The sequence below is a fragment of the Peribacillus aracenensis genome (assembly GCF_025175645.1).
Taxonomy (GTDB): Bacteria; Bacillota; Bacilli; order Bacillales; family DSM-1321; genus Peribacillus; species Peribacillus aracenensis.
The window spans coordinates 1-23,207 of the sequence record NZ_JANZMJ010000012.1; the positions used below are offsets into that span (position 1 = coordinate 1).

A 23,207-nucleotide genomic window follows, 5' to 3' on the forward strand; every position below is an offset into this window, starting at 1 on the left:
TAAAAAACCTCACCATCCCACCCCCATTTCCTTCTTAAAATTTTTCGTTCATTCGATTATTGTAACCACCCTATTTAAAGTTAGTCATGATCCACCGATATCTTTAAAATAGGAAAAGACCTATCCGGAATCCACCGGATAAGCCTTTACGTCTTAATTTTCTTTAATGAATACCAATTACCTTGGACTTGGAAAAATACGTGTTACTAGATCACGGAACTCATCAGCGAATCCTGCAACGGGTTTTCCATTCTGAATATCATTCGCATACCCTTTCATCCTTTGAACAAAGTCCGGGTTTGTCGACACATAAACTTGGTCCACCGAAGGATCGGCTCCCCTTACTGCATCAGCAATCCTATCTTTAAGGTCATTTGAGATATCCTTATCCCCGCCGTCTTTCAATACTGCCCCTACATAGGCATTATTTTCAGTAACGATGACACTTGCGTTACTTACTTCCTTCAAGGCTTCGACCCGGTTTGAGATATCCTCGGAGACCCTCATATCGTTTATGCCATTATCATTGTTGTCATTATTATCATTAACGTTATTATTAACGTTATCATTAACGTTTTGCCTTGTGTCGCTTACATTCATCGGATTATCCAAATTATCTTGATGGGTGCGATTCAGGCCAAGATTTTCACTGGCACCTTCTTTATTATTAGCTGAACAACCTGTAATCACTAAAGCCATCATCACACTTGATACTATCGCTTTATAATTCATAATCTTCACTCCTCTAAATCGTTTAACATTACTATTTACGAGGAGAGGATAGATTATTCAGAAGAAGTGATTTTCAAGCCGATAATCCCCACCAAAATAAAACCGACGAATACCAAACGCATCGCATCCTTAGGCTCGTTAAAAACGATGATGCCAACCAGAACAGCCCCAAGAGCCCCTATTCCGGTCCAAATTGCATACGCTGTTCCCATAGGCAGGGTTTTTATCGCCGATGATAAAAAATAAAAACTAATAACCATACCGGCAATCGTTATGATAGAAGGCAATAATTTCGTAAAACCCTCAGTATACTTTAAACTTGTCGCCCATACCACTTCAAATAATCCGGCAATCACCAATTGAAGCCAAGCCATCTTTTTTCCCTCCAATTACAGAAAAAGCCCGAAAGGTCATAATTCATAACCTCCCGGGCTTTTTTCCCTCCGTGTACGCAGATTCCTGCGCGTTTCTCTTGGACCATTCCGGTAAAATTCAACCGAGGAACCCTAGAAACTCATTATTTCCATACTATATCATGTACATTTCAAATCGGTCAAACACTTATGCATCGCTTCTGTTTCTTAGCTTCCACTTGTCACCTTTTATTGAAAACCAAATATTTTTAAAGGGTTCAGGTATTTCTTTAGCCGCATCAACCGTATATTGTACGGCCTCTTTTTTATATTGAACATCTCCAGTGATTTCTTGCTGTGTCATGGCAAGTTGGTCCGTCTCCGATTTAATTTGGTCCGTTTTGGCCTGGATACGCGTAACGGTTTCAGTCACATTTTTAATTGTCGGTTTGGAATCCTTAAATGTTTTAAAAGCAAAAAACGCTAAATAGATAATCGAGCCGATAAAGAGGGCAAGACTAATATATACAATGATCACCTAGATTCCTCCTTTTATTTTACCTTTATTATACCCGTAATAATTGGGCAGAAAACGAATCCCCATGTATTTTCTTTTATGCCTGGTCATATTATTGATAGAAAAAGGAGGAATGAAAATGAATCAAATGCCTCTGCTTAAAGCCTGTTTTAAAGCTGGAATACACTACATTAGACATCTGACCATACAGCAGGCTGCCACTATTGCAGGAATCATTTTTTTAATCATTCATCCAGAAGTTTTCAGCCCCCTTTGGCTTACATTGGCAACCTCCGTCTTGATTCTGCTCCTGCTTTGAAGAATATTAGTAACCTCCCGCACACTGGTTGAGTTATCGATTTCTTCGCTAACATCCCCATCCAGATCAGGAGAACACCGAGGATATGCAACTACATTCCTCTCTTGATCTTAGAAGAACGTTCCTGCACGAATCAAGCTGCCATGGGGATTCGAAAAGTAGAACTGCTTCTATGCATACTATCCTATGGAAGTACATACAGTGGAAAACACTATTCCCGCTCTTCTGAAATTACGGCATTGAATTAAAAATCTGCACACTTAAATCTCAAACTCTTCATAATGATGGACTATTAAGTTTAATCAATCGATTGATTAAAAAGGAATTTGATTTGTACCCCCTTGTAACATCAGCACTTCCCTCCCCTTTATCTGTTGAATACACTACATTCACCATTTTATCAAACAGCAAACTATTAGAAAATTAGAAAACTTGTGTATAATTAGGTTATATTCATTAACTCTTAAGGAGGAATCATAGTCATGGATACTCTCATTCAACAGTTCAGGAATTTGCCCACCACGGCGATTTCCGATGCAATGGAAGGGCTGAGCAATCTGGAATCAGCGATTAAACCCTTAAAGGAAGAATTTCATATGGCCGGACGAGCTTTGACTGTACAGATGCCCGTTGGTGATAATTCAGCCGTGTTAAAAGCAATCGGCCAAGCCAAGCCTGGGGATATAATAGTCGTTGACAGCAAAGGTGACACATACCGGGCTATAGCAGGAGACTTCGTAGTCGGCATGATGCAGACCATGGAAATCGGCGGCCTCGTAGTAGATGGAGTCATTCGCGATCTTGAAGCCATTAAAGAGATGAATTTTCCTGTTTTCAGCAAAGGGACGACGGTTGCCTCAAGCGGCAAGGCAGGTGTAGGCGAAATCAATATTCCCATTTCCTGTGGGGGTGTCACCGTATTTCCAGGGGACCTTATCATAGGGGACATAGATGGAGTCGTGGTCGTGCCACAGGCCAGGGGTGAAGAAATCCTTACCAAAGCAAAGGATAAAATCATGAAAGATGAACAGCGTGCTGAAAAATATGCAGGGAAGCCTGATGAAATAAGAAAGTATATTGCCATGATGACCAATAAAGCATGAACTTGAGCATAAAAGAACAGGCAGGAAGCGATGGCTTCCTGCCTGTTCTTTTCATTAGCCTTATTTCTCGGTCTTGTCGTCTTCCTTTGAACCTTCTGCATCATATGTGTAATCATAATCAGTAGGGTCTATCGGTTTAAAACCATTTGGAGTATAGAAACGGAGTAAGTCACCGTTCACTACTTGGTCGGATAAATTGAGCATCGTTTCAGCTCTCTTTTTATAATTGAGGATGTCATCATTTTCCTCGACCAATTCCCCTGTTTTAGTATCGTAGTATTTACCTTTAATGGAAGTGACATCAGGTGTAACAAAATCACCATTCCTGAAAGGTACCACTTCATTATGATCTTTTGACAATAAATCTGAACCGAATTGTACATAATCTTTAGATTCGATTCCTAACAGATGCAATAAAGTCGGGAGAAGGTCGACCTGTCCTCCGTATTGGTGCATTTCCCCGCCTTCAACACCCGGAACATGAATCAATAATGGTACACGCTGCAATTGGGCATTCTCAAATGCGCCAACATCCTTGCCAAGCACTTTTGACATTGCTTCTTTATGGTTTTCGGAAATACCATAGTGATCACCATACATAACGATTACCGAGTTATCATATAGACCGGATTCCTTCAGATAATCGAAAAACTCTTTAAGCGCCTCATCGGCATAGCGTGCAGTCTGGAAGTAATTATCTACGGAAGCATCGCCTGTCGTATGCTTACCGATTGTTGCTTTTTCCTGGTCCATCGCATATGGGAAATGATGAGATACGGTTATGAATTTTGTATAGAAAGGCTGTTTAAGCGTTTCTAACATTGGAATCGATTCCTTGAAGAAAGGCTTATCCATTAATCCATAACTTAGTACTTCCTCTTTATTTTCCATATTATAATGGTTTGCATCAAAGAACTGATTAAAACCAAGAGACTTATACATATTATCCCGGTTCCAGAAAGATTTATAATTACCATGGAACACAGCCGATGTGTATCCTTGTTGTCCTAAAATCGCTGGTGCTGCTTGATACGTATTTTGGGAACGGTTTGTGAATGCTGCCCCCTGTGGTAAACCGAACAGGGAATTTTCAAGCATGAATTCGGCATCCGCTGTTTTACCTTGGCCCACTTGATGGAAGAAATTATCAAAGCGCATGAAATCCGACTTATCATGTGCAAGTGAGTTCAAGAATGGAGTTACTTCCTCCCCATTCAACTTATAATCGATCAGGAAATTCTGCATCGATTCCAAATGCAGGTAGATAACATTCTTACCTTTGGCTACACCAAAATACTTAGGGTTCGGTTCAGCGCTTGTTGCCTTCGTATAGTTGACGACTTCTGCGATATCCGTGCTGTTTGCAGTCGCACGCTGAGCATATGTTTTAGTATTCTGAACGGCATCATAAACCGTATAGTTATACATGCCTAGATATTTGACAATATAGTTCCTGTCAAACGTTCTCGATAATAATTGCGGACGATCCTTTTCAGCAAGTCCCAAATTGATAGCGAAAATTGCAAGTCCTGCAAGGTAAACCAATCCAACTGTACGACGTTTAACTTTGATGTCTTCCACTTTAAAGTCTTTGAATTTATATAAAACAATTAAAAGAACCGTATCAAGGAAATACAATACATCATGGGGTTTAAATAATTCTAAAACACTCGGTCCCAAATCCCCGGCATTATTTTGCACTTGTGTCAAGGTTGGTAATGTAATGAAATCTGTAAATGAACGGTAGTATACAATATTGCAGAATAGCCATAAGGACATCAATAAGTTCAACCTGATAATCCATTTAAACGATTTCTTGCCTCTAGCCAATAGTGCCAAGCCAAAGAATAAAATGGCTGAACTAATTGGGTTTATGAACAGTAAGAACTGCTGCAGGCCATTTTCAATACCTAAGTTAAATTCAACTCGATATCCAATATAAGTTTTTATCCAAAACAAGACTACCGCAATAAAGAAAAAGCCTAGTATGTTATCTGCAAATAAATGCCGGCTTTTTTTTAGAAAATTATTCATGCTTTCACCTCTATTAATCTAGTGGTTTATTTATATAAATTTTTACAAACTTACAAAAGACGGAAAATCAGAAACCCTATAATAGCATTCTTTCACTTGGATAGTCAAGATTGTGATAACCACCTTTTGTCACATCCATAACTCTTCTATCCAGAACACTTCTTTAGCTTATGAACAAGCCTTTGAAAAAATAACAGAGTTTCGCCCGTCTCGAATGTTCAGCGCACCTATAACAAATATATAGGAACTCCATGTCTTAATCCAATAAATATCACCGTAACTTTTTGTGATGAATGCGGATGACTGTCGCTAATTAGTTTCACGTCCTTCAGGCTTTTACCATTATAAACGACTCTTTATAAAAAAACCAGTACATTACAAAATATGTAAAGATGTAAATCTTCAATTGTTTAAAGCCATGGATAGATCCAGGATTTCTTTCCCGATGATTCGACAGTTAAAAATGGATGGCCGGTTACATGGATGCATCTCTCCTCCGCACTTTTGATACCCCATCCAAAATCCACTCCTTCAAAAGTTTGACTAGCTTATTATTGGGTCCTGCACCCTTTGAATTCCATAAAACAACAATTTAGTTTCGCGTAATATCGACATTATTCCCCTTCGGCATATTTAATTAGCTTTTTCAAATAATTTTTCCTGAAGGTGATGATCATATTGTGTTTATATTTTTAACTTTCCAGGATAATTTATCATCCATAAAAGATTCAATTTACCAAATTTCACTTAAATTACAATTTTAAGATCCCTCCTGGAAACGGAAAGGATGCAAATGACATTATAATAGGAAGAAACAGAATTTTCCCATATCGGCTGAAGGGTTATTTTCTTCCGATAGCAGCCCATATGACCATAGCCAGCGGTAAGAAGCTTGAATATAGGTCTTGTCTTTTCCATTCCCCTTAATGGTGGTTGTGGCGCCTTATAAGCTTACCTGTGTTTTGCTATAAATCTTCTCGTCCCTTTGTTAGTATATTTGTTTCATCCAGCTTTATTATAAAAAAATAAAAATCCTGCCCTCGATCGAGGACAGGATTCCTTATTTATATTACTTGATGCCTTCAGAAATTTCTTTAACCATAGCGTCAACAGATTCTAAACCGCCGCCTGATAGGTACCAGTAGTTAGGGTCTAGATAAATGATGTTACCTTCTTTAAATGCCTTTGTATTTTTCACAATATCATTTTCAATAGTTTCTTTTGCTGCAGCTCCATCACCGGCAACCGCATCCCTATCCACAACGAATAGGTAGTCAGGATTCTTTTCAGCGATGTATTCGAAAGAAATACTTTGACCATGTGTCGATACTTCCAATTTATCATCTACTGCAGGCACTCCGAATACATCATGGATGATACCAAATCTTGAATCCGGTCCGTAAGCACTTACTTTTCCACCGCTTGAAAGAACGATTAAACCAGTTTTGTCAGTTGGGGCTTTTTCTTTCAAAGCATTAATGTTTTCTTCAACACTTGCCAATTCTTTAGCTGCTTCGTCTTTTTTATCAAAGATTTTACCTAAAAGTGTTACGTTTTCTTCAAAGGATTCCATATACTTTGTTGTATCCACACCCACAAAAACAGTAGGAGCAATTTTGCTTAATTCTTCATATGCTTCAGATTGACGGCCAGAAATAAGGATTAAATCAGGAGCAATTTCGTTGATTTTTTCGAAGTCAGGCTCTTTTAATCCGCCGGCATTTTCAGTTGTACCTTCATATTTAGAAAGGTATTCTGGAAGGCCATCATGAGGAACAGCTGCTACGTCCACACCCAATTTATCAAGAGTATCAAGAGCACCCATATCGAATACAACGACTTTTTCAGGGTTTGTTTTCACTTTCGTTTCGCCTAGTTGGTGCTTAACCGTGATTTCTTCGCTTTTAGCATTATCTTTTTTCGCACTTGATTCTTCTTTTTCCTTATCTGATCCACAAGCTACAGCCACTACAGCCAGCATTGCAACCAAAAGCAGTAAGGATAATTTCTTAATCATTATGGTCACCTCGAAATTTTTTTTTATTTAAAATTACATGTTGAATCCTCACCTTCACAGAGTTCACCTTCATCACTTTCCCTGCCGTATGAACAGGAGGCGGCTAAAGTCTTGGGCGCCCGCCAACTCTTAACTGCCTAAGAAGCGTATGAGGTGATTCCGGGAAGGCTACGAATACTGAAGTAATTTAAAACCAAATGGAATGTTCTTACGTGAAGTACACACAGATCTTATTGTCATTGATGCTTTGGATTTCAATATCCATATCATAGATTTCCTTTAATACGTTGGAATTGATGACTTGCTCGGTAGGTCCATTATGAACAACCTTGCCATCCTTCAATGCAACAATATAGTCGGAATAGCAGGATGCAAAATTAATGTCATGAATGACGATGATGACCGTTTTCCCTAATTCATCGGCCAATCTCCTCAATACTTTCATGATTTGGACGGAATGCTTCATATCAAGATTGTTCAGGGGTTCATCAAGTAGTACATATTCCGTGTCCTGAGCAATTACCATGGCAATGAACGCCCGCTGTTGCTGCCCGCCGCTAAGCTGGTCAAGAAACTTATCCTGCATGTCGGCAAGTTCCATATATTCAATCGCTTCATCGACGTGTTTCCAATCCTCTTTGGTCAGCTTTCCTTGTGAATAAGGAAAACGGCCAAAGGCGACGAGTTCACGAATCGTTAAACGGATATTGATGTGGTTAGCCTGCTTTAAGATGGCAATCTTTTTAGCAAGTTCATTGCTATTGAATTTCCCCATATCCTTACCATCGATCAGGACTTCTCCCGAATCCCGGGTAATGAGACGGCTGATCATCGAAAGGACTGTACTTTTCCCCGCTCCATTGGGACCGATGAAGGATGTGATTTTCCCTTTCACTATTTCAATGGAAACATCCTCGACAACCGTTTTACTATTATATTTTTTGAATAACTTTTTCACTTCTACCATGATTTATTCTCCTTTAATAGAAGATAGATGAAATAGACACCGCCGACAAAGTTGATGATAACACTTAGAGTGGTGGAGAACGTAAAGATCCTCTCCACAATGAATTGGCCTCCGACCAGGGCAATCACACTGATCAGCATGGCACCCGGGATGATATGTTTATGCTGATAGGACTTAATGAATTGATAGGCCACATTTGCAACAAGTAATCCAAGGAACGTGATCGGACCGATCAGGGCAGTCGAAATGGAGATCAAAACAGTAACGACGATTAAAACCCGCTTGGTGACAAAATCATAATCCACACCCAAGTTTATGGCTTGGTCCCTCCCAAGGGACATGACATCTAAATATTTCAAAAATCTCATGAAATATACCATTGCCGCTATCATGAGGATAATAGCTAACGTTAACAGGTCCGTGTTGACATTATTGAAGCTGGCGAACATTTTATTTTGAATGATTTGAAACTCATTCGGGTCAATCAATACCTGCATGAATGAAGACATGCTGCCGAATAAGGTTCCGAAGATGATACCGATCAGCAATAGGAAGTAAATATTGCGGTTTTTCTTGAACATGAACTTGAACAGCAGGCTGGAAAAAATAAGCATGGCCGCAAGTGTAATCAGGAAATTGAGATTTTTATTCATGATCATGATATGCGTTGAACCGAAGATGAAAATCACTCCCGTTTGGATCAGCATATACATGGAGTCCAACCCTAAAATGCTCGGTGTCAGGATTTTATTATTCGTGACCGTCTGGAAAATCACCGTTGAAAAAGCTATTGCACAACCAACCACGATGATGGCGATGATTTTAATAACCCTTCTCGGCAGTGCATAATCCCAATTGGGGCCAAGGTCCCAAAAGATATAACCTGCCGTTAAAGCTGCTGCAAGAACAGCCAATATAATGATCCTACTTTTATTATTCATATGCCTTTCTCCTCAGTATCAGATAGATAAATATGGCGCTTCCTATCACACCAACCACGAGTCCGATCGGGATTTCAAATGGATATATGAGGATCCTGCCCAGAATATCGCAGAACAATAGGAATACGGCCCCTAGCAATGCTGTATGAGAAAGACTCTTTTTCAAATTGTCACCAAGGTAAAGGGATACAATATTCGGTACGATCAATCCTATGAAAGGAATCGTTCCCACCGTTAACAAAACGACAGTGGAGGATAATGCCACGATGATCAACCCAAAATTGACTATAAACTTATAATTGATTCCTAGATTGATGGCAAACTCTTCACCCATCCCTGCCACAGTGAATTTATTGGCAAAGAAGTATGCGAGAATGACTAGAGGGATACTTAGATATATAAGTTCGTACCTTCCCGACATGATCATCGAGAAATCTCCATTCATCCATGTGTTGAGGCTTTGAATCAAATCATATTTATAGGCAAAGAAAGTCGAGATGGATCCGACGATATTCCCAAACATCAAACCAACCAATGGAATGAAAATCGTATCCTTATATTTCACTTGATCAAGAATTTTCATGAACAAGAATGTACCTGCCAAAGCGAATATGAAAGCGAATGCCATTTTCTCAATAAGTGCTGCCGATGGAAAAATGATAATGGCAAGAAGAAGTCCAAGCCGTGCAGAATCCATGGTTCCGGCAGTCGTCGGGGAAACAAATTTATTGCGGCTCAATTGCTGCATGATCAGACCGCTTATGCTCATCACGATACCGGCAATGACTATGGTCACCATTCTAGGGAAACGGCTTTGCAGCATGATTTGCACTTTATCATCACTTAAATCCAATAAATCCAGGGGAGTAATATCTTTTACTCCAATGAATAATGACGTAAATGATAAAACAATTAACGCCATGACTAAATATCTTATCTTCATCTACATTTCCTACTCTTCCTATCTCATTTAATACAGCGATAATATTTTCAATTAAATATATTTGAATGAAGACTATCACAAAGTCACCTATTAAAGTGGAAATCATGAAGTCGCAATAGTTACAAAGTCTTCCCAATCGTGATAATGAGATTCATTATCATTAACTCTTATTCTATCATTTCTCGGACATGTGTCAATATATACAAGGGAATTACTTTGATATTCTCACAATAGTCATATTGTAATGAATTTGGGTGAACCAATCATGCATTTGGTTACAGGAAGTGATAAAATCAAAATAACAAATATTTACTCTTCCAATGAAAGAAGCGATATGATGAAAAACTTGCTATCCAAAGTATTCTCAAAAAAGGCGAAAATCCAGATTGAATTTTGCCAAAATAATCTTGACCGCTTCCTTAATGAAAAAACAGTTGCTGATTATGGTAAGTTCTTGGCGAATCCAATGATTCAATATAAGGAGTATGAATGTTTGAGTGAGTGTAAACTTTGTAAGAAAACCCCCTATGCGAAAGTGAACGGCCACGTAATGAGCGGCGAAGATTCACAGGATCTTTTAAATAAGCTACATGATGAATTGAAATGATACGGGCCAAGCAAATTGCTTGATCCGTATCATTTTGACTTTCCACCTGTAACTATACAGAATACAGGTGATGAACATCTATTAAAAGGAATTGCGAATCATGCCATGGAATCATTCATCTAGTCGTTAATTCCTGTTTTTCACTATTTCCTACGTTTTCACTGTATATATAGCTTAATATATGATAATTTATGGAAAAAGATAGACAGGAGGACGTCCATGAAAAAAATCATTCCTACCATCGTATCAGCCGTAACACTAAGTCTTGTCACTGGTTTGCCTGGCCCCATAGCCGAAGCAGAAGAATTCACCCCTTATTATGGAAATGGTCCAAGCTACATTCAACCAGATAACCTCTCCCACCTTTTCCCTGAACCTAATGTATCTTTTAACACCCCTGCCTTTAAACAAAACAAGATCGCCTTTACGAGCCAGGAAGAAATGCTGGATCATATCAAGTCCCTTTCCCATAAATACAAGTACATCCAGTTCAAGACGATAGGCAAATCCACAGAAGGACGCGACATCCCGATGCTTCTATTCAGTAAGGACTCAAAAAGACCGAATAAGGATTCCCATAAACCATTGATTTGGATTCAAGGTCAGATCCATGGCAATGAACCCGCTTCAGGTGAATCAACATTAGTCCTTGCACAATGGCTGGCTGAAGGCAAGCTTGGTGATGTTCTCGATAAAGTGAATGTTGCCATCGTTCCACGCGTCAATCCTGATGGCTCTTATTATTTCAAACGATATACCGCAAATGACATGGATGCGAATAGGGACTACTTAAAAGTGGAATATCCAGAAGTACAGACGATTCATCAGTCAATCGATGATTATGAACCGGAAGTCATTCTGGATGTACATGAATATACAGTGAATCCCGCTCCCCTGAAAAAAGTGGGAGCAAATGGATCGATCGCTTCCTATGATTTACTCATCTCCTCAGCCAAGAATTTAAATATTCCCAAACAGCTTCGAAAAGCTTCCGATGAACTGCTTTTACCTAATGTTTTTAAAGCATTGGAAAAAGAAAAGCTTTCGTACCACGATTACTATACACTGGCCACTTCTGATGATGGAGTCCTTACCGCCACGGAAGGAAGCACAGAAGCCCGGATTGGCCGAAACGCCCTCGGTTTGAAAAATACAATGACCTATTTAATTGAAACGAGGGGAATCAATATCGGCCGTACGGATTTTAAACGACGTGTTTTTGCTCAAGCTACAGCTCAGGCAGCCTTCATCAAAACGACAGCCGAACAGGCCGGTAAAGTTAAAAAGGCCGTTAAACAGGCCGAAACTGAAGTCGTCCAAAAAGGGCGAAAAGCAAATGATCATGATAAAATTGTCATCACAAGTGAAAATAAATTGGTTAAGGATCAAAAATTGACAGTAGTCGATTTAGCGACAGCTAAAATGGCCGATGCCTCCATCGATTGGCTGGATTCTACCGATGCCTACCCTACCCTTGTTAGAGATCGTCCGACAGCCTATATCCTTCCACCGGAATATAAAAATATCGCCAAGAAACTTCAGCTATTAGGGGTAGAAGTTAAACAATTAAAAAAACCTATGAAAATAGCTGTTGAAAGCTATAGTGTCAAGGATTTAAACGTTTCCGCTGAACTGGAAAGCGGACATTCCACAAGGGAAATCACGACCACCGTTACTTCAACAACCCGGGATTTCCCAAAAGGAAGCTATGTTTTCGACATGGCCCAGCCTGATGCCAACTTCATCCCCCTTGCCCTCGAACCTGAAGGCATTGACAGCTATGTGACATTCAATTTCATCCCGGCTGAAAAAGGAAAAGAACTGCCGATTTACCGCTATATGCAGCCATCTTCCTTACCAATTGAATGATGCATAGTATCTAAATGACGCATTGGCAGCTTTCATTGCCAATGCGTTTTTTAGTTTCCCCCTCCTTTATTCATGTGGGGCGACGCGCCTGACATGATTTCTTGAATGCGACGACAAGTTTTGAATATACATATAAACGGAAAATGTGTTTTTAGAGGAGGAAAATCATTGAACCAACATGTACAATTGGAAATCAATCGCCTTGTTCATCGCCTGAAACAAGACCAATCCGCTGATGGTTCGTGGAATTATCCCTTTGACACCGGGGTAACGGCAGATGCCTATATGATCATATTATTGAAAATTTTAGATATGGAAGATGCTGCCCTTATAGAGGCTTTAGTAAAAAGAATTGAAAGCAGGCAAACGGAGAACGGTTCATGGAAACTTTTCCAAGATGAGAAGGACGGCAATGTTACGGTTACGATCGAGGCTTATTATGGCCTTCTTTATAGCGGACTCCGCAATAAGAACGATCCCCATATGAGGAAAGCTCAACAATTCATTCTTTCCAAGGGTGGCATCAAACAGGCCAAAATGTTAACGAAAATGATGCTTACTGTCACCGGACAATATCCATGGCCGCGCCTGTTCCCCATTCCTCTCGAAGTGGTCTTGCTACCTCCCACCTTTTTCGTCAGCATTTATGATCTTTCCGTATATGGGCGGGTCCACATGATTCCATTGCTATTGCTAGGCCATAAAAGGTTTCAGATCAAACCCCCGGACACGCCAAGTTTAAAAGAATTATTTCAAACAAGGGAGGACCTTTCCGAAGAGCATGTGTGGGAAGAGTATCGTACAGAAGAATATCGTTCCTTCTTCTCCAAACTTCAAACAGGCGTCAAAACTTTGATTGGTTATCCCGATTATTTACATTCCCTAGCCTTGGATTCAACGAAAAGGTTCATGCTCGACAGGCTGGAACCAGACGGGACGCTGTACAATTATTTCGGTTCAACCTTTTTCATGATCTTTGCCCTCCTTTCAATTGGATATTCGAAAAAGGATCCAGTGATTCTAAAGGCCATTTCCGGTCTGAAGGGGATGGCCTGCTCCATTGAGGGACACACACATATCCAGCTCACGACGCCCCATGTTTGGAATACCTCCTTAATAAGCTACGCCCTTCAAGAAGCCGGCATACCTTCCAAAGACCCAACGGTCAAGGCCGCCAATCAGTATTTACTGTCTCGCCAGCATTATATGTATGGCGATTGGCTGATCCATAATCCTAACGCGATTCCAGGCGGCTGGGGGTTCTCGGATTTCAATACCATGAATCCGGATGTCGATGATACGACCGCCTCACTGCGGGCGCTGGCTAAGCAACTGCAAGCAAAACCTGATAATCGGGACAGTTGGGAGCGCGGTGTCTCCTTCACGATATCCATGCAAAATGATGATGGCGGATTTCCAGCCTTCGAAAGGAATAACGATCATAAATGGCTGCATCTTCTTCCTATAGAGGGTTCGAAATATCTCCTGACCGACCCTTCTACCGCTGATTTGACAGGGAGAACGCTGGAATTCCTGGGGAACTATATAAATATGAAGAAGCCGGAAGAGGTCAGTAAAAGAGCGGTGGATTGGCTATTGAAAGACCAGAAGCGTGACGGCTCCTGGTATGGGCGCTGGGGCATCTGCTATCTATATGGCACATGGTCTGCACTGACCGGCATGAAGGCAGCAGGGCAAGCCACTGGACATCCATCCATCCAAAAAGCCTTAACTTGGTTGAAGAAAATTCAAAATGAAGATGGTGGCTGGGGTGAATCTTGTTACAGTGATATTAAGCAACGATACATCCCCCTCGGAGAAAGTACACTGACACATACAGCTTGGGCTGTGGATGCGTTAATATCGGCAGCCGAAAAGCCGACAGCCGAAATGGAAAAAGGCATTGCCTATCTCATCCGTGCAGGTCAACAGGACAGCTGGACCAATGATTATCCTGCAGGCCAGGGAATGGCCGATTTTTTGTATATGCATTATCATAGCTATCGCTATATTTATCCCCTTTTAGCCTTAAGTCATTACAATAAAAAATACCTGAAGACTTAATTGCCAGTTTGTTTATCATATAAAGGTGAATATGTGGATTACCTGTGGAAAAGTAGTGAATAACACCGGAAAGTTATCCACAATCCGAGGTTATCCACATTCATTTATCCGTAAATGTGTTAAAAGCAAGAAATTCCCCGTCATATTTGTTGATTAATTCATTTCAGATATGTAAGAATGACTTGTTTTATCCAAGCTTTGTGGATAGTTTGGGGATGATCACTATTATGTGAAGATTTTATCCAGTTTATCACTATAAAATTCTATGGCCTTAGCATAAGATTGTATGTCTCGATCCTTAGAGGTTTCGGCAATTATCTTCAATAAAGATTCCATTGCAAGATCGTGTTGGCTCAAATTATAAAAAGCCATGGCCCTGAATACCAATAAATCCTTATGCCCAGGAAACTTCGCCAGCCCCGATTCCAATGTCTGTTTTGATTTTTCATATTCCCCTATGGTGCGATATGTGCTTCCCAATCCTAGGTAGGCCCCTTTTGCATCCTCCTCCGGCAAACCTAATTTGAGTGCCTCTTCATAATAGGGCACCGCCTTTACCTCAAGTCCGAGAATATCCAAACTCCAGGCACACTGATACTGTATGACTGCATCGCCGGGATTTTGCTTTGCCAGATCCATCAATAATAGATTGGATTTTTTGAACTCTTTCTTTCCTCGTAATGACAGTGCCATTTCCAAATTCCCCATTTACATTCCTCCATTATATAAGATTCCTTATTACCCCTATTCGTGATTCCTTTTTTAACTCCTTCATGACCGCGAATATTTTCAGAGGTCATCAGCTATACGGTGGTTTCTCCCCCCACCCGCCTCTTCATCTAAGGAAAGTTTCTTCTTTTCCCCTAATTTCGCTTGAGAACCGTAATGGCATAAAAAAAGGATCTGCCATTCGGCAAATCCTTTCATGCACTTCAGTTCATGATCATTCTTAGATCACAGATTACCATCGATTAATCATCCAATTGGTTTTTCAATACTTTTCCCGTAGTGGCATCCACCACTACATCATATTCCTTTTGTCCTTGTTTTATTTCCAGCTCGTACACAAGGGTGCCATTCTCCGAATCAAGCTCCATGTCCGTTACTTGACCATCCACCGCTTCCAAGGCAATCTTTTCGGCTTGATCACTGCTGACTTTTACAGTTTCCGCCGCTTGTTGTCTGCTCAGATCGTCATCGTCATCGTCACTGTCTTCCATTTCCTGAGAAAGTATCTCTCCTTTTTCAGCATCAACGTCAACTTCTTGGTAGCCTTCTTTCGTTTTAACGGTCATCTCATAGGTCATCGGCTGGTCCCAATCCTTTTCAAATTGAGTGACTTCCCCGCCTAGTTTTTCTGAAATCATTTTGACAGCCTCATCCTCGGATAGGTTACCCTTATTGACTGCATATACCGCAGTTCCAGCAGCACCGCCGAAAAGTAAAACGGAGGCCATGGACACCGTCATGATCACCTTTTTCCTTTGAATGATACCTTCTTTAATCGTCCTCCACTGTTTTTTCATGAATGAATTCCTCCTTTAAGTTGTTACCTTAATAATAAGCATCCTTCATGAAACGAACATGAGCGTTAGATTAGAATTTGATGAGAAAGAGTAATCGTCACCAACGTTCCCTTTCCCACTTCGCTTTGGATCTCCAATTTACCGTCGAATGACTCGACAAGCGACCGGGCAATGGAAAGCCCGAGTCCATTGCCTCCGGTTTTCCTTGCCCTCGATGAATCCACGCGATAAAAACGTTCAAATACATGCGGGAGATGTTCTGGTGATATCCCTGCGCCGCGATCTTTCACACCGATGATAATTTCATCCGCCTGCCGTTTTATCATGACCTGTATACTTGAGTCACTGTATTTCATAGCATTGTCCAATAGGATGACAATCACCTGTTCAAGCTTACTGGAAATCGTCATTGCATATATTTCCTTAAACTCTGATTCTATCGTTATTTCACGTTTCCCCGTCCTTCTGAATGTTTGGGCAATCCCTTCACAAAACGAAATAAGTTCTATTTTCCCCTCCACATCTGCTGAAGGTTCCGTCTGGGAGGCAGACTGCAGAAGATGTTCCGTCAGCTTTTTCATCCGCACGGCTTCATGATGGATTGCCTCCACCGCCTCTTCCTGAATCGCCTCATCCTTCATTCCCCAGCGTTTCAATAGGGAAGAGTAACTTTCTATGACCGTAATCGGTGTTTTCAATTCATGTGAAGCATCTGAAAGGAATTGCTGCTGTTGGTCATAATTCCGCTCAAGCCTTTCCATCATCTTGTTGAATGCCAATCCCATCACCTGCAGCTCATCCTTTGATTGGTCCGATAGCGGTATTCGTTTGAAGTCCCCGCTTTTCTCAATATCCTTCATCGTTCCGCTCATGATCGATATCGGTTTGAGGATCAGGTTGGCCAGCCACTTCCCTGCAAGAATAGATAAAAGAATGACAAAAAGCGATGCACCGCCTAAAACGAGGGCAAGCACCGATAAATTATCAAGGAGTGTATCTTGCGGCTGTGTGACCTCGATCATCCCAAGCTTCTTCCCTTCATCAGGATAAGGATAACGGTAGGTCATGACATATTCCCCGTCAGCTTTGGTAAAATCATAACCCTTCTCGTTAATGGCTTTAACCGCAAGCCCCTCAAGGTCCTCTTCATCGGTAAATGATTTTATCAACCTTCCGTCAGTATCGAATATCCGCACCATTCCATCGTCAGGGATATACGGCTCCATTAAAGCAGGATCACCGGAAATCAAATCTTTTGCCAAAATATTTTCTTCAATTAATGAAGCTTGATCTTCAAGCAGGTCCAGTTCCCTTTCTACTGATATCCAAAGGAAGGCGATTAAAACGATGATACTCAACAATATAAGCATGACACTTAAAAAAAGACTGGAATACGTTTGGATTTTCGTCCGGATCTTCATACTGGCTCCTTTAAGCTGTAACCTACACCGCGGTAAGTATGTATGAGCTGCAGCTCAAAGGGATAATCTATTTTTTTGCGTAAATAACGGATATACACATCAACCACATTCGTATCCCCTGCAAAATCATATCCCCATACATGTGTCAGGATTTGCTCTCTAGAAAGTACTTGATTTTTATTTTGCAAAAGATAAACCAGCAAATCGAACTCGCGGGAAGTCAGCTCAATCCTTTTGCCTTGCCTGTGAATGTCCCTTGTACCAAGGTTCAACTTCAGATCATGAATCTTTAGTTCATTCACTTCCACTTCTGGTTGGCGCTCCCGTACATTGGTACGGAAACAAGCACGGATCCGTGCGAGCAGCTCTTCGATTTCAAATGGTTTCGTTACATAATCATTTGCACCATGGTCAAGGCCATTCACCTTGTCTGGCACAGCATCCCTTGCGGTTAGAAGGATGACCGGTGTTGATCCATTCTTTTTCCGGTAACGCCTAAGTACTTCTATGCCATTCAGCTCGGGCAGCATCACATCCAATAAGATTAAATCCCACTCCTCGGCTTCTGCCCTTTCCAGACCTGCCTTTCCGGTAAATGCCGATTCTGTTTGATACCCCTCATGATTAAGTTCCAGCTGGAGAACCCTCGCAATTTTTTCTTCATCTTCTATAATTAAAATTCTTTTATTCATGATCATCACCACCTACCCCTTAGTGTACTGAAGAAATATGAAAATATCATGAGAAATTGAACTCTATGACTTTAATTTTTTGCGTCTTTAAAAAAGGTCAAAAAAAGAATCGGGTGTGAAAACACACCCGATCCTTTTCATTCACCGTTCCAATGCTGGTTAATGAATTCATCGCGGCCCGATTTCGCACGGTCCGCTTTATAGTCATCTTTGTTTTTTTTATGATAGCCTTGATGGTATTCTTCGGCAGGATAAAAGGGTTGGGCCCGAAGGATTTCCGTTACGATGGGTTTCTGGAACCTCCCGCTGGCTGCTACCTTTTCTTTCGATTCAAGAGCCAGTTTCTCTTGAGCTTCATCATGATAGAAGATGGCCGTCCGATATTGGCTTCCTCTGTCATGGAATTGACCGCCATCGTCGGTAGGATCAATTTGCTGCCAATATAGTTCCAGCAATCTTTCATAAGGAAATAACTGAGGATCGAAGGTGATTTCCACGACTTCATAATGTCCCGTAGTTCCCGTCTTCAATTCCTCGTAAGTCGGGTTTTCAATATGTCCTCCGGAATAACCGGATACGATTCCCCCAATCCCCGGTAGTTCATCAAATGGTGTCACCATGCACCAAAAACAGCCTCCAGCAAATGTAGCCTTTTGCATAATGGCCAGCCCCTTTCCTGTATGTAATAAAAATTAATATACCATATTCCAATCCTGACACTGCGCTTTTTTGATTTGAGAAGCCGCCATTAAATGCGCCAAAACTGATTTACCTTTGATCAATCTTTTGACCAGCCCTTTTCCTTGAATCTTACAATCGCTTCAACGCGGTTGCTTACATCCAATTTATCAAGGATGACCGATATATAATTACGAACCGTTCCATTAGTTAAATAAAGCTGGCTTGCGATTTCTTTTGTTGTCTTACCATCCGCAATCAATTTGAGCACTTGGCACTCTCGTTCAGTCAAAGGGTTTTCTTCTTCGAAAGCCATATCCACCAGCTCAGGGGCATAAACGCGCCGCCCGTCCATGATGACACGGATCGAATTCGCCAACTCATCACTTGGGCTATCCTTCAGCAGATATCCACCTACTTCTGCCTTTCTGGCTCTTTCAAAATACCCAGGACGTGCAAAAGTGGTCAAAATGATGACTTTGCATTGATGGCCCTGATCCTTGATCTCCTCGGCTACATCGAGCCCGGTTTTAACTGGCATTTCAATATCGGTTATGCAGATATCCGGCTTTAATTGATTGACGAGATTCATTGCTTCTTCCCCATTGCTCGCTTTTCCTACAACTTCCATGTCACTTTCCAAATCAAGGATGGAACCTAGCGCGCCAAGCAGCATCCGCTGATCTTCGGCAATTACGATTCGAATCAATGTCAATCTCTCCTATCCATTATTTTTTATCGCATTCGGAACCCTTATATAAAGCGTCGTTCCATCTGTCGTTTGAATATCCAGGCTGCCATTAACGAATTCAAGCCTTTCTTTCATTCCATGAAGCCCATTGCCTTTAAAAAACTCTGATCTATGTGAAAGCCCCACTCCATTATCCTGTACTGTGATCGTCACCCCTGTTTGTAATTCTTCAATGACGATATGACAGCAGTCGGCTCCGCTATGTTTGACGATATTGGTCACAGCTTCTTTCAAGCACATGCTTAAAACCGTTTCAACAAGCAATGGGGTATCTTTCAATTCCGTGGTGCCTTCCAAATTGAATTCTATCCCTGCCGCTTTCAATATTTGCTTGACCCGGATGATTTCATCGCTAAGCTTGGCCCCACGCATTTCCGACACCATTTCACGGACTTCCTTGAGTGCCGTCCTCGCCGTTTGACGGATATCCTTGATTTCCTTCTTGGCCGACTCCGGCTTCAAATCGATCAATTTCCCTGCAAGGTCACTTTTCAAGCCAATCAAAGACAGCTTTTGTCCAAGTGTATCATGTAAGTCACGGGCAATCCGCTGGCGTTCCTCCATTTTGCCAAGCTCTGATATTCTTTTATGTGCGTCCTCCAATTGTTCTTCCAGCCTGCCCCGTTTATTTCGATTATATGTGTTGAATGGGAGCAGGATCACGCCTACCACACAAATGAGCATAAAGGGAAATTGCGAAAAGAATGTAGGGTCCTTCATGATGAATCCAATATTGACCGACACGATGGTAGCCAATAGCTGGATCGAATATAATACGAAAAAACCAACCTTATTTTGAACATTCCCAATAAAGAATGCTAAAAACAGCGAAAAGTAAATATAGCTGAAAAATATGGTCATGGATATGGATATGACTATTTGTATCGCCGTCCATACGTATACAGGCCATCCCTTCGAAACGAATGAGAGACCATATGATATGAAAAACAAAATGATCATGACGATTCCAAAGACTATCTCCAACATCGATGAGGATTTGAAGATGAAATAAAAAGGAAGGATACAAAAAATGATCCAGACATAAGGGCTCAGCCCTGTGTTTTTCGGAAAGATATGATACCAACTTTGCATGGCGCCGCCTCTATTTCTTTTTATCCTAGTATATACTAAGGAGTTTCATCAAAAAACCATCCAATGGGAATTGGATGGTTTTTTGATGAACAGTTTATTGAAACCTGGACGTTCATTATTGATTTTGTTTTCTTTAAAACGACAGGCGTCTTGTTTTTGCCATTAAGCCATCCGTAACATTTTGGTACGCCCGGACTAAGATTGTACGTGGTGAAAACCATCATATAGCAAAAAACAAGATCCGCCGTTTGGCGAACCCATTTATAACTTGATGGCATACACCCGTTCAGGACGTCCTACCGTACCATATGTTAAATCGGCATCAATTTTTTCCTCTGACATCAAGTGCTCCAGATAACGCCTTGCCGTTGTCCTGCTCACCCCGATTTCCTTTGCCACTATTTCGGCCGTTAAGCCAGGGGAGGATTTCCCCAACACAGCCATCACCTTCTCCAAAGTCATCCGATCGATCCCTTTTGGCAGTGAAGACTGTTCCCTCTCATTTTCTTTCACTTCTTTTCGCAGAAGCTTATCAACCTGTTGCTGTGTTACTGGAAAATTGCCCTTTTCCAATTCTGACAGTTTAATGTGATACTCTTGATATCTGTGTAAAGACTGCTTGAAACGTTCAAATGCGACAGGCTTGATAATATAATCAAATATGCCGATTTTGATGGCTTCCTGGACTTTTTCTATTTCTTTAGCCGCCGTTATCATAATGACATCCATTTGTTTGCTTTGCTGCTTGATTTCTTTCAGGATATCGAGCCCATTCATATCCGGAAAATACATGTCGAGAAGCAATAGATCCGGCTGCATGATTTCAATGAAGCTTTTAGCTTCATCATAGCTTGAGGCGATCCCTATCGTTTGAAAACCCTCAAGCTTTTCGATGAATAGCTTTTGTATCTCGGCAATCCGCAGGTCATCTTCTACGATTAAAACTTCTATATCGCGATTGGCCATCATCAAATCACCCCTCTGTTTTTTGGCAGTGCTACAGTAAAAATCGTATATTCCCCTTCTTTTGTCGAAAAAGTGATATACCCCCCTAATCCATCTATCGCTTCCTGAACAAGTCTCAAACCTATACCTGAATTGGTTTGATGGCTTTTCGTCGTAAAACCGTTCTGGAAAATCAGTTCGGTAACATCTGGATTCATCCCTTTTCCATTATCTTCAACCTCTATGATCAACTCTTTACCCAAGTCCGTGACGAACAACGATACCCTTTTTTCCTCCCTTTCGTTTTCCCGTACAGCTTCGAAGGCATTATTGATGAGGTTGCCGATGATCGTCACCAATAAATCCCGATCTATTTCGGGCGGAACATCTTTAAAACTGCTCTCTCTATCAATTGTAAAATCAATTTTCAGCTCGCTCGCCAAACTCACCTTCCCTAAGATGAACCCAGCAATAATCGGATCAGGTATTTCCTTCATTAGAAAGTGAATGAAGCCTTGGGTGACATCGACTTCCTTCGATATGAAATCCATCGCTTCTTTATATGAACCAAGTTGAATCAGGCCTAGCAAAGTATAGAGCCGATTCGAATATTCATGTGTCTGGGCCCTCAGCCCTTCTGCATATGCCTTTACATGTGACAGTTCCTGAAGGAGATTGGATAGTTCCGATTTATTTCTCAAACTTGCAACGGCACCGATGACTTCACCCTGTCCATTCAAAATGGGAATCCGGCTTGCCAAAAAAACTTCACCGTCAATCATGAATTCCTGATCATACTCGGCCCGTGCCGTGCTGACTACATCCAGCAAATGTGTATGCATTATGACTTCTTCGATTTTTTGCCCGCGAAGCATGACGTCTTTAGGGATATGAAGGATTTTATGCGCTGTTTCATTGACGACCGTGATTTTCCCATGAACATCAATGGCAATGATGCCTTCATGAATGGTTTCCAAAATGGCATGCTTCTCTTGGAACATCCAGGCAATCTCTTTCGGCTCCAGACCCAATATCGCCTTTTTTATATTGAATGAAATGAAAAAGGCGATCAATAAACCGCCGATTAATATAAAAGAGATGATCCAGACGATCTTTCTTTGTATACTGGACACTTCTTTTTCAATATCATCCTGAAGGTAGCCAACAGAGACGACTCCAATGACTTTTTCATTTGCGATTATTGGGGCTTTCCCCCTTATGGAAGGACCCAATGTACCAATGGACTCCGTGATGATGGATTTCCCATCCCACACCTCGGCGTTATCTCCCCCTACCATTTTCCTCCCGATCATGTCGGGATTTGGATGGGACAGTCGTGTTTCATTCTTATCGCCTATTACTATGAATTCCGCATCGATCTGCCTGCGAACCCTTTCCGCGATGGGCTGAATGATTACAGAGGGATCATCCGTTCGAAAAGCTTGTTTAATTTCAGGCAGCAAAGAAATGGTCTGGGCAACCGATAATGCTTTTTCCCCTGTTTCCTGCTTCAGGTTATTTTCCAGGATATTTATAAAAATAACTTCAAAGATTCCGCCCATTAAGATGATTAACGTACAGATTCCCAGCATCAACTTGGTGTGTAAACGCATTCAATCACCTCTACTTACATCAT

Annotated in this window: 22 protein-coding genes and 1 riboswitch; of the genes, 5 read left to right on the forward strand and 17 right to left on the reverse strand. The window is 41.2% G+C overall.

The window, feature by feature from the left end; genetic code table 11:
- Window positions 1-177: 177 nt before the first annotated feature.
- From N0M92_RS13485 to N0M92_RS13495, 3 genes are all read right to left on the reverse strand, one after another.
- Window positions 178-732, reverse strand: coding sequence for a YhcN/YlaJ family sporulation lipoprotein (locus N0M92_RS13485; RefSeq protein ID WP_260286249.1), 555 nt, complete (start codon window positions 730-732; stop codon window positions 178-180).
- A gap of 53 nt (window positions 733-785) precedes the next feature.
- On the reverse strand, window positions 786-1,106 hold the full coding sequence (gene sugE, locus N0M92_RS13490; RefSeq protein WP_260286250.1) for a quaternary ammonium compound efflux SMR transporter SugE: 321 nt from the start codon (window positions 1,104-1,106) through the stop codon (window positions 786-788).
- A gap of 48 nt (window positions 1,107-1,154) precedes the next feature.
- A riboswitch (guanidine-I (ykkC/yxkD leader) is annotated at window positions 1,155-1,253 on the reverse strand.
- 40 nt (window positions 1,254-1,293) lie between these two features.
- Complete coding sequence (locus tag N0M92_RS13495; protein ID WP_260286251.1) at window positions 1,294-1,623, reverse strand: DUF948 domain-containing protein; 330 nt, start codon at window positions 1,621-1,623, stop codon at window positions 1,294-1,296.
- A gap of 118 nt (window positions 1,624-1,741) precedes the next feature.
- On the opposite strand from N0M92_RS13495, the gene N0M92_RS13500 reads away from it, so the two are divergent.
- Complete coding sequence (locus tag N0M92_RS13500) at window positions 1,742-1,921, forward strand: hypothetical protein (RefSeq protein WP_260286252.1); 180 nt, start codon at window positions 1,742-1,744, stop codon at window positions 1,919-1,921.
- A gap of 482 nt (window positions 1,922-2,403) precedes the next feature.
- Entirely contained in the window at window positions 2,404-3,024 is a 621-nt protein-coding gene (locus N0M92_RS13505) for an RraA family protein (protein WP_260286253.1), read from the forward strand.
- 60 nt (window positions 3,025-3,084) lie between these two features.
- On the opposite strand, the gene N0M92_RS13510 is transcribed toward N0M92_RS13505, so the two are convergent.
- From N0M92_RS13510 to N0M92_RS13530, 5 genes are all read right to left on the reverse strand, one after another.
- Window positions 3,085-5,058, reverse strand: a complete 1,974-nt coding sequence (locus N0M92_RS13510) for an LTA synthase family protein (protein ID WP_260286254.1) — start codon at window positions 5,056-5,058, stop codon at window positions 3,085-3,087.
- Between the two features lie 1,069 nt (window positions 5,059-6,127).
- On the reverse strand, window positions 6,128-7,072 hold the full coding sequence (locus N0M92_RS13515; protein ID WP_260286368.1) for a siderophore ABC transporter substrate-binding protein: 945 nt from the start codon (window positions 7,070-7,072) through the stop codon (window positions 6,128-6,130).
- Between the two features lie 211 nt (window positions 7,073-7,283).
- A complete protein-coding gene (locus tag N0M92_RS13520; protein ID WP_260286255.1) occupies window positions 7,284-8,042 on the reverse strand; it encodes an iron ABC transporter ATP-binding protein in 759 nt (252 codons plus the stop codon).
- Window positions 8,036-8,983, reverse strand: coding sequence for an iron chelate uptake ABC transporter family permease subunit (locus N0M92_RS13525; RefSeq protein ID WP_260286256.1), 948 nt, complete (start codon window positions 8,981-8,983; stop codon window positions 8,036-8,038). The genes N0M92_RS13520 and N0M92_RS13525 overlap by 7 nt, the downstream gene beginning before the upstream one ends.
- Window positions 8,976-9,926 (reverse strand): ABC transporter permease, encoded by a 951-nt coding sequence (locus N0M92_RS13530; RefSeq protein WP_260286257.1) that lies wholly within the window; start codon window positions 9,924-9,926, stop codon window positions 8,976-8,978. The genes N0M92_RS13525 and N0M92_RS13530 overlap by 8 nt, the downstream gene beginning before the upstream one ends.
- Before the next feature lie 265 nt (window positions 9,927-10,191).
- Here N0M92_RS13530 and N0M92_RS13535 point away from each other — a divergent pair, with 265 nt between their 5' ends.
- From N0M92_RS13535 to shc, 3 genes are all read left to right on the forward strand, one after another.
- Window positions 10,192-10,533, forward strand: coding sequence for a YuzB family protein (locus N0M92_RS13535; RefSeq protein ID WP_260286258.1), 342 nt, complete (start codon window positions 10,192-10,194; stop codon window positions 10,531-10,533).
- Window positions 10,534-10,752: 219 nt separating this feature from the next.
- Complete coding sequence (locus N0M92_RS13540) at window positions 10,753-12,402, forward strand: M14 family metallopeptidase (RefSeq protein WP_260286259.1); 1,650 nt, start codon at window positions 10,753-10,755, stop codon at window positions 12,400-12,402.
- Window positions 12,403-12,570: 168 nt separating this feature from the next.
- Window positions 12,571-14,466: a squalene--hopene cyclase gene (shc, locus tag N0M92_RS13545; protein WP_260286260.1), complete on the forward strand. Its 1,896-nt coding sequence runs from the start codon at window positions 12,571-12,573 to the stop codon at window positions 14,464-14,466.
- A gap of 225 nt (window positions 14,467-14,691) precedes the next feature.
- On the opposite strand, the gene N0M92_RS13550 is transcribed toward shc, so the two are convergent.
- The 9 genes from N0M92_RS13550 to N0M92_RS13590 form a co-directional block, all read right to left on the reverse strand.
- Entirely contained in the window at window positions 14,692-15,174 is a 483-nt protein-coding gene (locus N0M92_RS13550) for a tetratricopeptide repeat protein (protein ID WP_260286261.1), read from the reverse strand.
- 263 nt (window positions 15,175-15,437) lie between these two features.
- Window positions 15,438-15,992 carry a PepSY domain-containing protein gene (locus tag N0M92_RS13555; protein ID WP_260286262.1) on the reverse strand — a complete coding sequence of 185 codons (555 nt, stop codon included), beginning with the start codon at window positions 15,990-15,992 and terminating at the stop codon, window positions 15,438-15,440.
- 65 nt (window positions 15,993-16,057) lie between these two features.
- Window positions 16,058-17,413, reverse strand: coding sequence for a sensor histidine kinase (locus N0M92_RS13560; RefSeq protein ID WP_260286263.1), 1,356 nt, complete (start codon window positions 17,411-17,413; stop codon window positions 16,058-16,060).
- Window positions 17,410-18,105, reverse strand: a complete 696-nt coding sequence (locus N0M92_RS13565) for a response regulator transcription factor (protein ID WP_260286264.1) — start codon at window positions 18,103-18,105, stop codon at window positions 17,410-17,412. Before N0M92_RS13565 ends, N0M92_RS13560 begins: the two co-directional genes overlap by 4 nt.
- Window positions 18,106-18,242: 137 nt before the next feature.
- Window positions 18,243-18,764 (reverse strand): peptide-methionine (S)-S-oxide reductase MsrA, encoded by a 522-nt coding sequence (gene msrA / locus N0M92_RS13570; RefSeq protein ID WP_260286265.1) that lies wholly within the window; start codon window positions 18,762-18,764, stop codon window positions 18,243-18,245.
- Window positions 18,765-18,883: 119 nt separating this feature from the next.
- Entirely contained in the window at window positions 18,884-19,492 is a 609-nt protein-coding gene (locus tag N0M92_RS13575; protein WP_076368214.1) for a response regulator transcription factor, read from the reverse strand.
- A gap of 12 nt (window positions 19,493-19,504) precedes the next feature.
- Complete coding sequence (locus tag N0M92_RS13580) at window positions 19,505-20,626, reverse strand: sensor histidine kinase (protein ID WP_260286266.1); 1,122 nt, start codon at window positions 20,624-20,626, stop codon at window positions 19,505-19,507.
- A gap of 261 nt (window positions 20,627-20,887) precedes the next feature.
- Window positions 20,888-21,595, reverse strand: coding sequence for a response regulator (locus N0M92_RS13585; RefSeq protein WP_260286267.1), 708 nt, complete (start codon window positions 21,593-21,595; stop codon window positions 20,888-20,890).
- Entirely contained in the window at window positions 21,595-23,184 is a 1,590-nt protein-coding gene (locus N0M92_RS13590) for a sensor histidine kinase (RefSeq protein WP_311202556.1), read from the reverse strand. The genes N0M92_RS13585 and N0M92_RS13590 overlap by 1 nt, the downstream gene beginning before the upstream one ends.
- Window positions 23,185-23,207: the final 23 nt, after the last annotated feature.

What these genes read in the sequence shown, in the direction of transcription:
- N0M92_RS13485 (WP_260286249.1), bottom strand. Translation starts at nt 732, where the DNA reads ATGAATTATAAAGCGATAGTATCAAGTGTGATGATGGCTTTAGTGATT.
- sugE (WP_260286250.1), bottom strand. Translation starts at nt 1,106, where the DNA reads ATGGCTTGGCTTCAATTGGTGATTGCCGGATTATTTGAAGTGGTATGG.
- N0M92_RS13500 (WP_260286252.1), top strand. Translation starts at nt 1,742, where the DNA reads ATGAATCAAATGCCTCTGCTTAAAGCCTGTTTTAAAGCTGGAATACAC.
- N0M92_RS13505 (WP_260286253.1), top strand. Translation starts at nt 2,404, where the DNA reads ATGGATACTCTCATTCAACAGTTCAGGAATTTGCCCACCACGGCGATT.
- N0M92_RS13510 (WP_260286254.1), bottom strand. Translation starts at nt 5,058, where the DNA reads ATGAATAATTTTCTAAAAAAAAGCCGGCATTTATTTGCAGATAACATA.
- N0M92_RS13520 (WP_260286255.1), bottom strand. Translation starts at nt 8,042, where the DNA reads ATGGTAGAAGTGAAAAAGTTATTCAAAAAATATAATAGTAAAACGGTT.
- N0M92_RS13525 (WP_260286256.1), bottom strand. Translation starts at nt 8,983, where the DNA reads ATGAATAATAAAAGTAGGATCATTATATTGGCTGTTCTTGCAGCAGCT.
- N0M92_RS13530 (WP_260286257.1), bottom strand. Translation starts at nt 9,926, where the DNA reads ATGAAGATAAGATATTTAGTCATGGCGTTAATTGTTTTATCATTTACG.
- N0M92_RS13535 (WP_260286258.1), top strand. Translation starts at nt 10,192, where the DNA reads ATGCATTTGGTTACAGGAAGTGATAAAATCAAAATAACAAATATTTAC.
- N0M92_RS13540 (WP_260286259.1), top strand. Translation starts at nt 10,753, where the DNA reads ATGAAAAAAATCATTCCTACCATCGTATCAGCCGTAACACTAAGTCTT.
- N0M92_RS13550 (WP_260286261.1), bottom strand. Translation starts at nt 15,174, where the DNA reads ATGGGGAATTTGGAAATGGCACTGTCATTACGAGGAAAGAAAGAGTTC.
- N0M92_RS13555 (WP_260286262.1), bottom strand. Translation starts at nt 15,992, where the DNA reads ATGAAAAAACAGTGGAGGACGATTAAAGAAGGTATCATTCAAAGGAAA.
- N0M92_RS13560 (WP_260286263.1), bottom strand. Translation starts at nt 17,413, where the DNA reads ATGAAGATCCGGACGAAAATCCAAACGTATTCCAGTCTTTTTTTAAGT.
- N0M92_RS13565 (WP_260286264.1), bottom strand. Translation starts at nt 18,105, where the DNA reads ATGAATAAAAGAATTTTAATTATAGAAGATGAAGAAAAAATTGCGAGG.
- msrA (WP_260286265.1), bottom strand. Translation starts at nt 18,764, where the DNA reads ATGCAAAAGGCTACATTTGCTGGAGGCTGTTTTTGGTGCATGGTGACA.
- N0M92_RS13580 (WP_260286266.1), bottom strand. Translation starts at nt 20,626, where the DNA reads ATGCAAAGTTGGTATCATATCTTTCCGAAAAACACAGGGCTGAGCCCT.
- N0M92_RS13585 (WP_260286267.1), bottom strand. Translation starts at nt 21,595, where the DNA reads ATGATGGCCAATCGCGATATAGAAGTTTTAATCGTAGAAGATGACCTG.
- N0M92_RS13590 (WP_311202556.1), bottom strand. Translation starts at nt 23,184, where the DNA reads ATGCGTTTACACACCAAGTTGATGCTGGGAATCTGTACGTTAATCATC.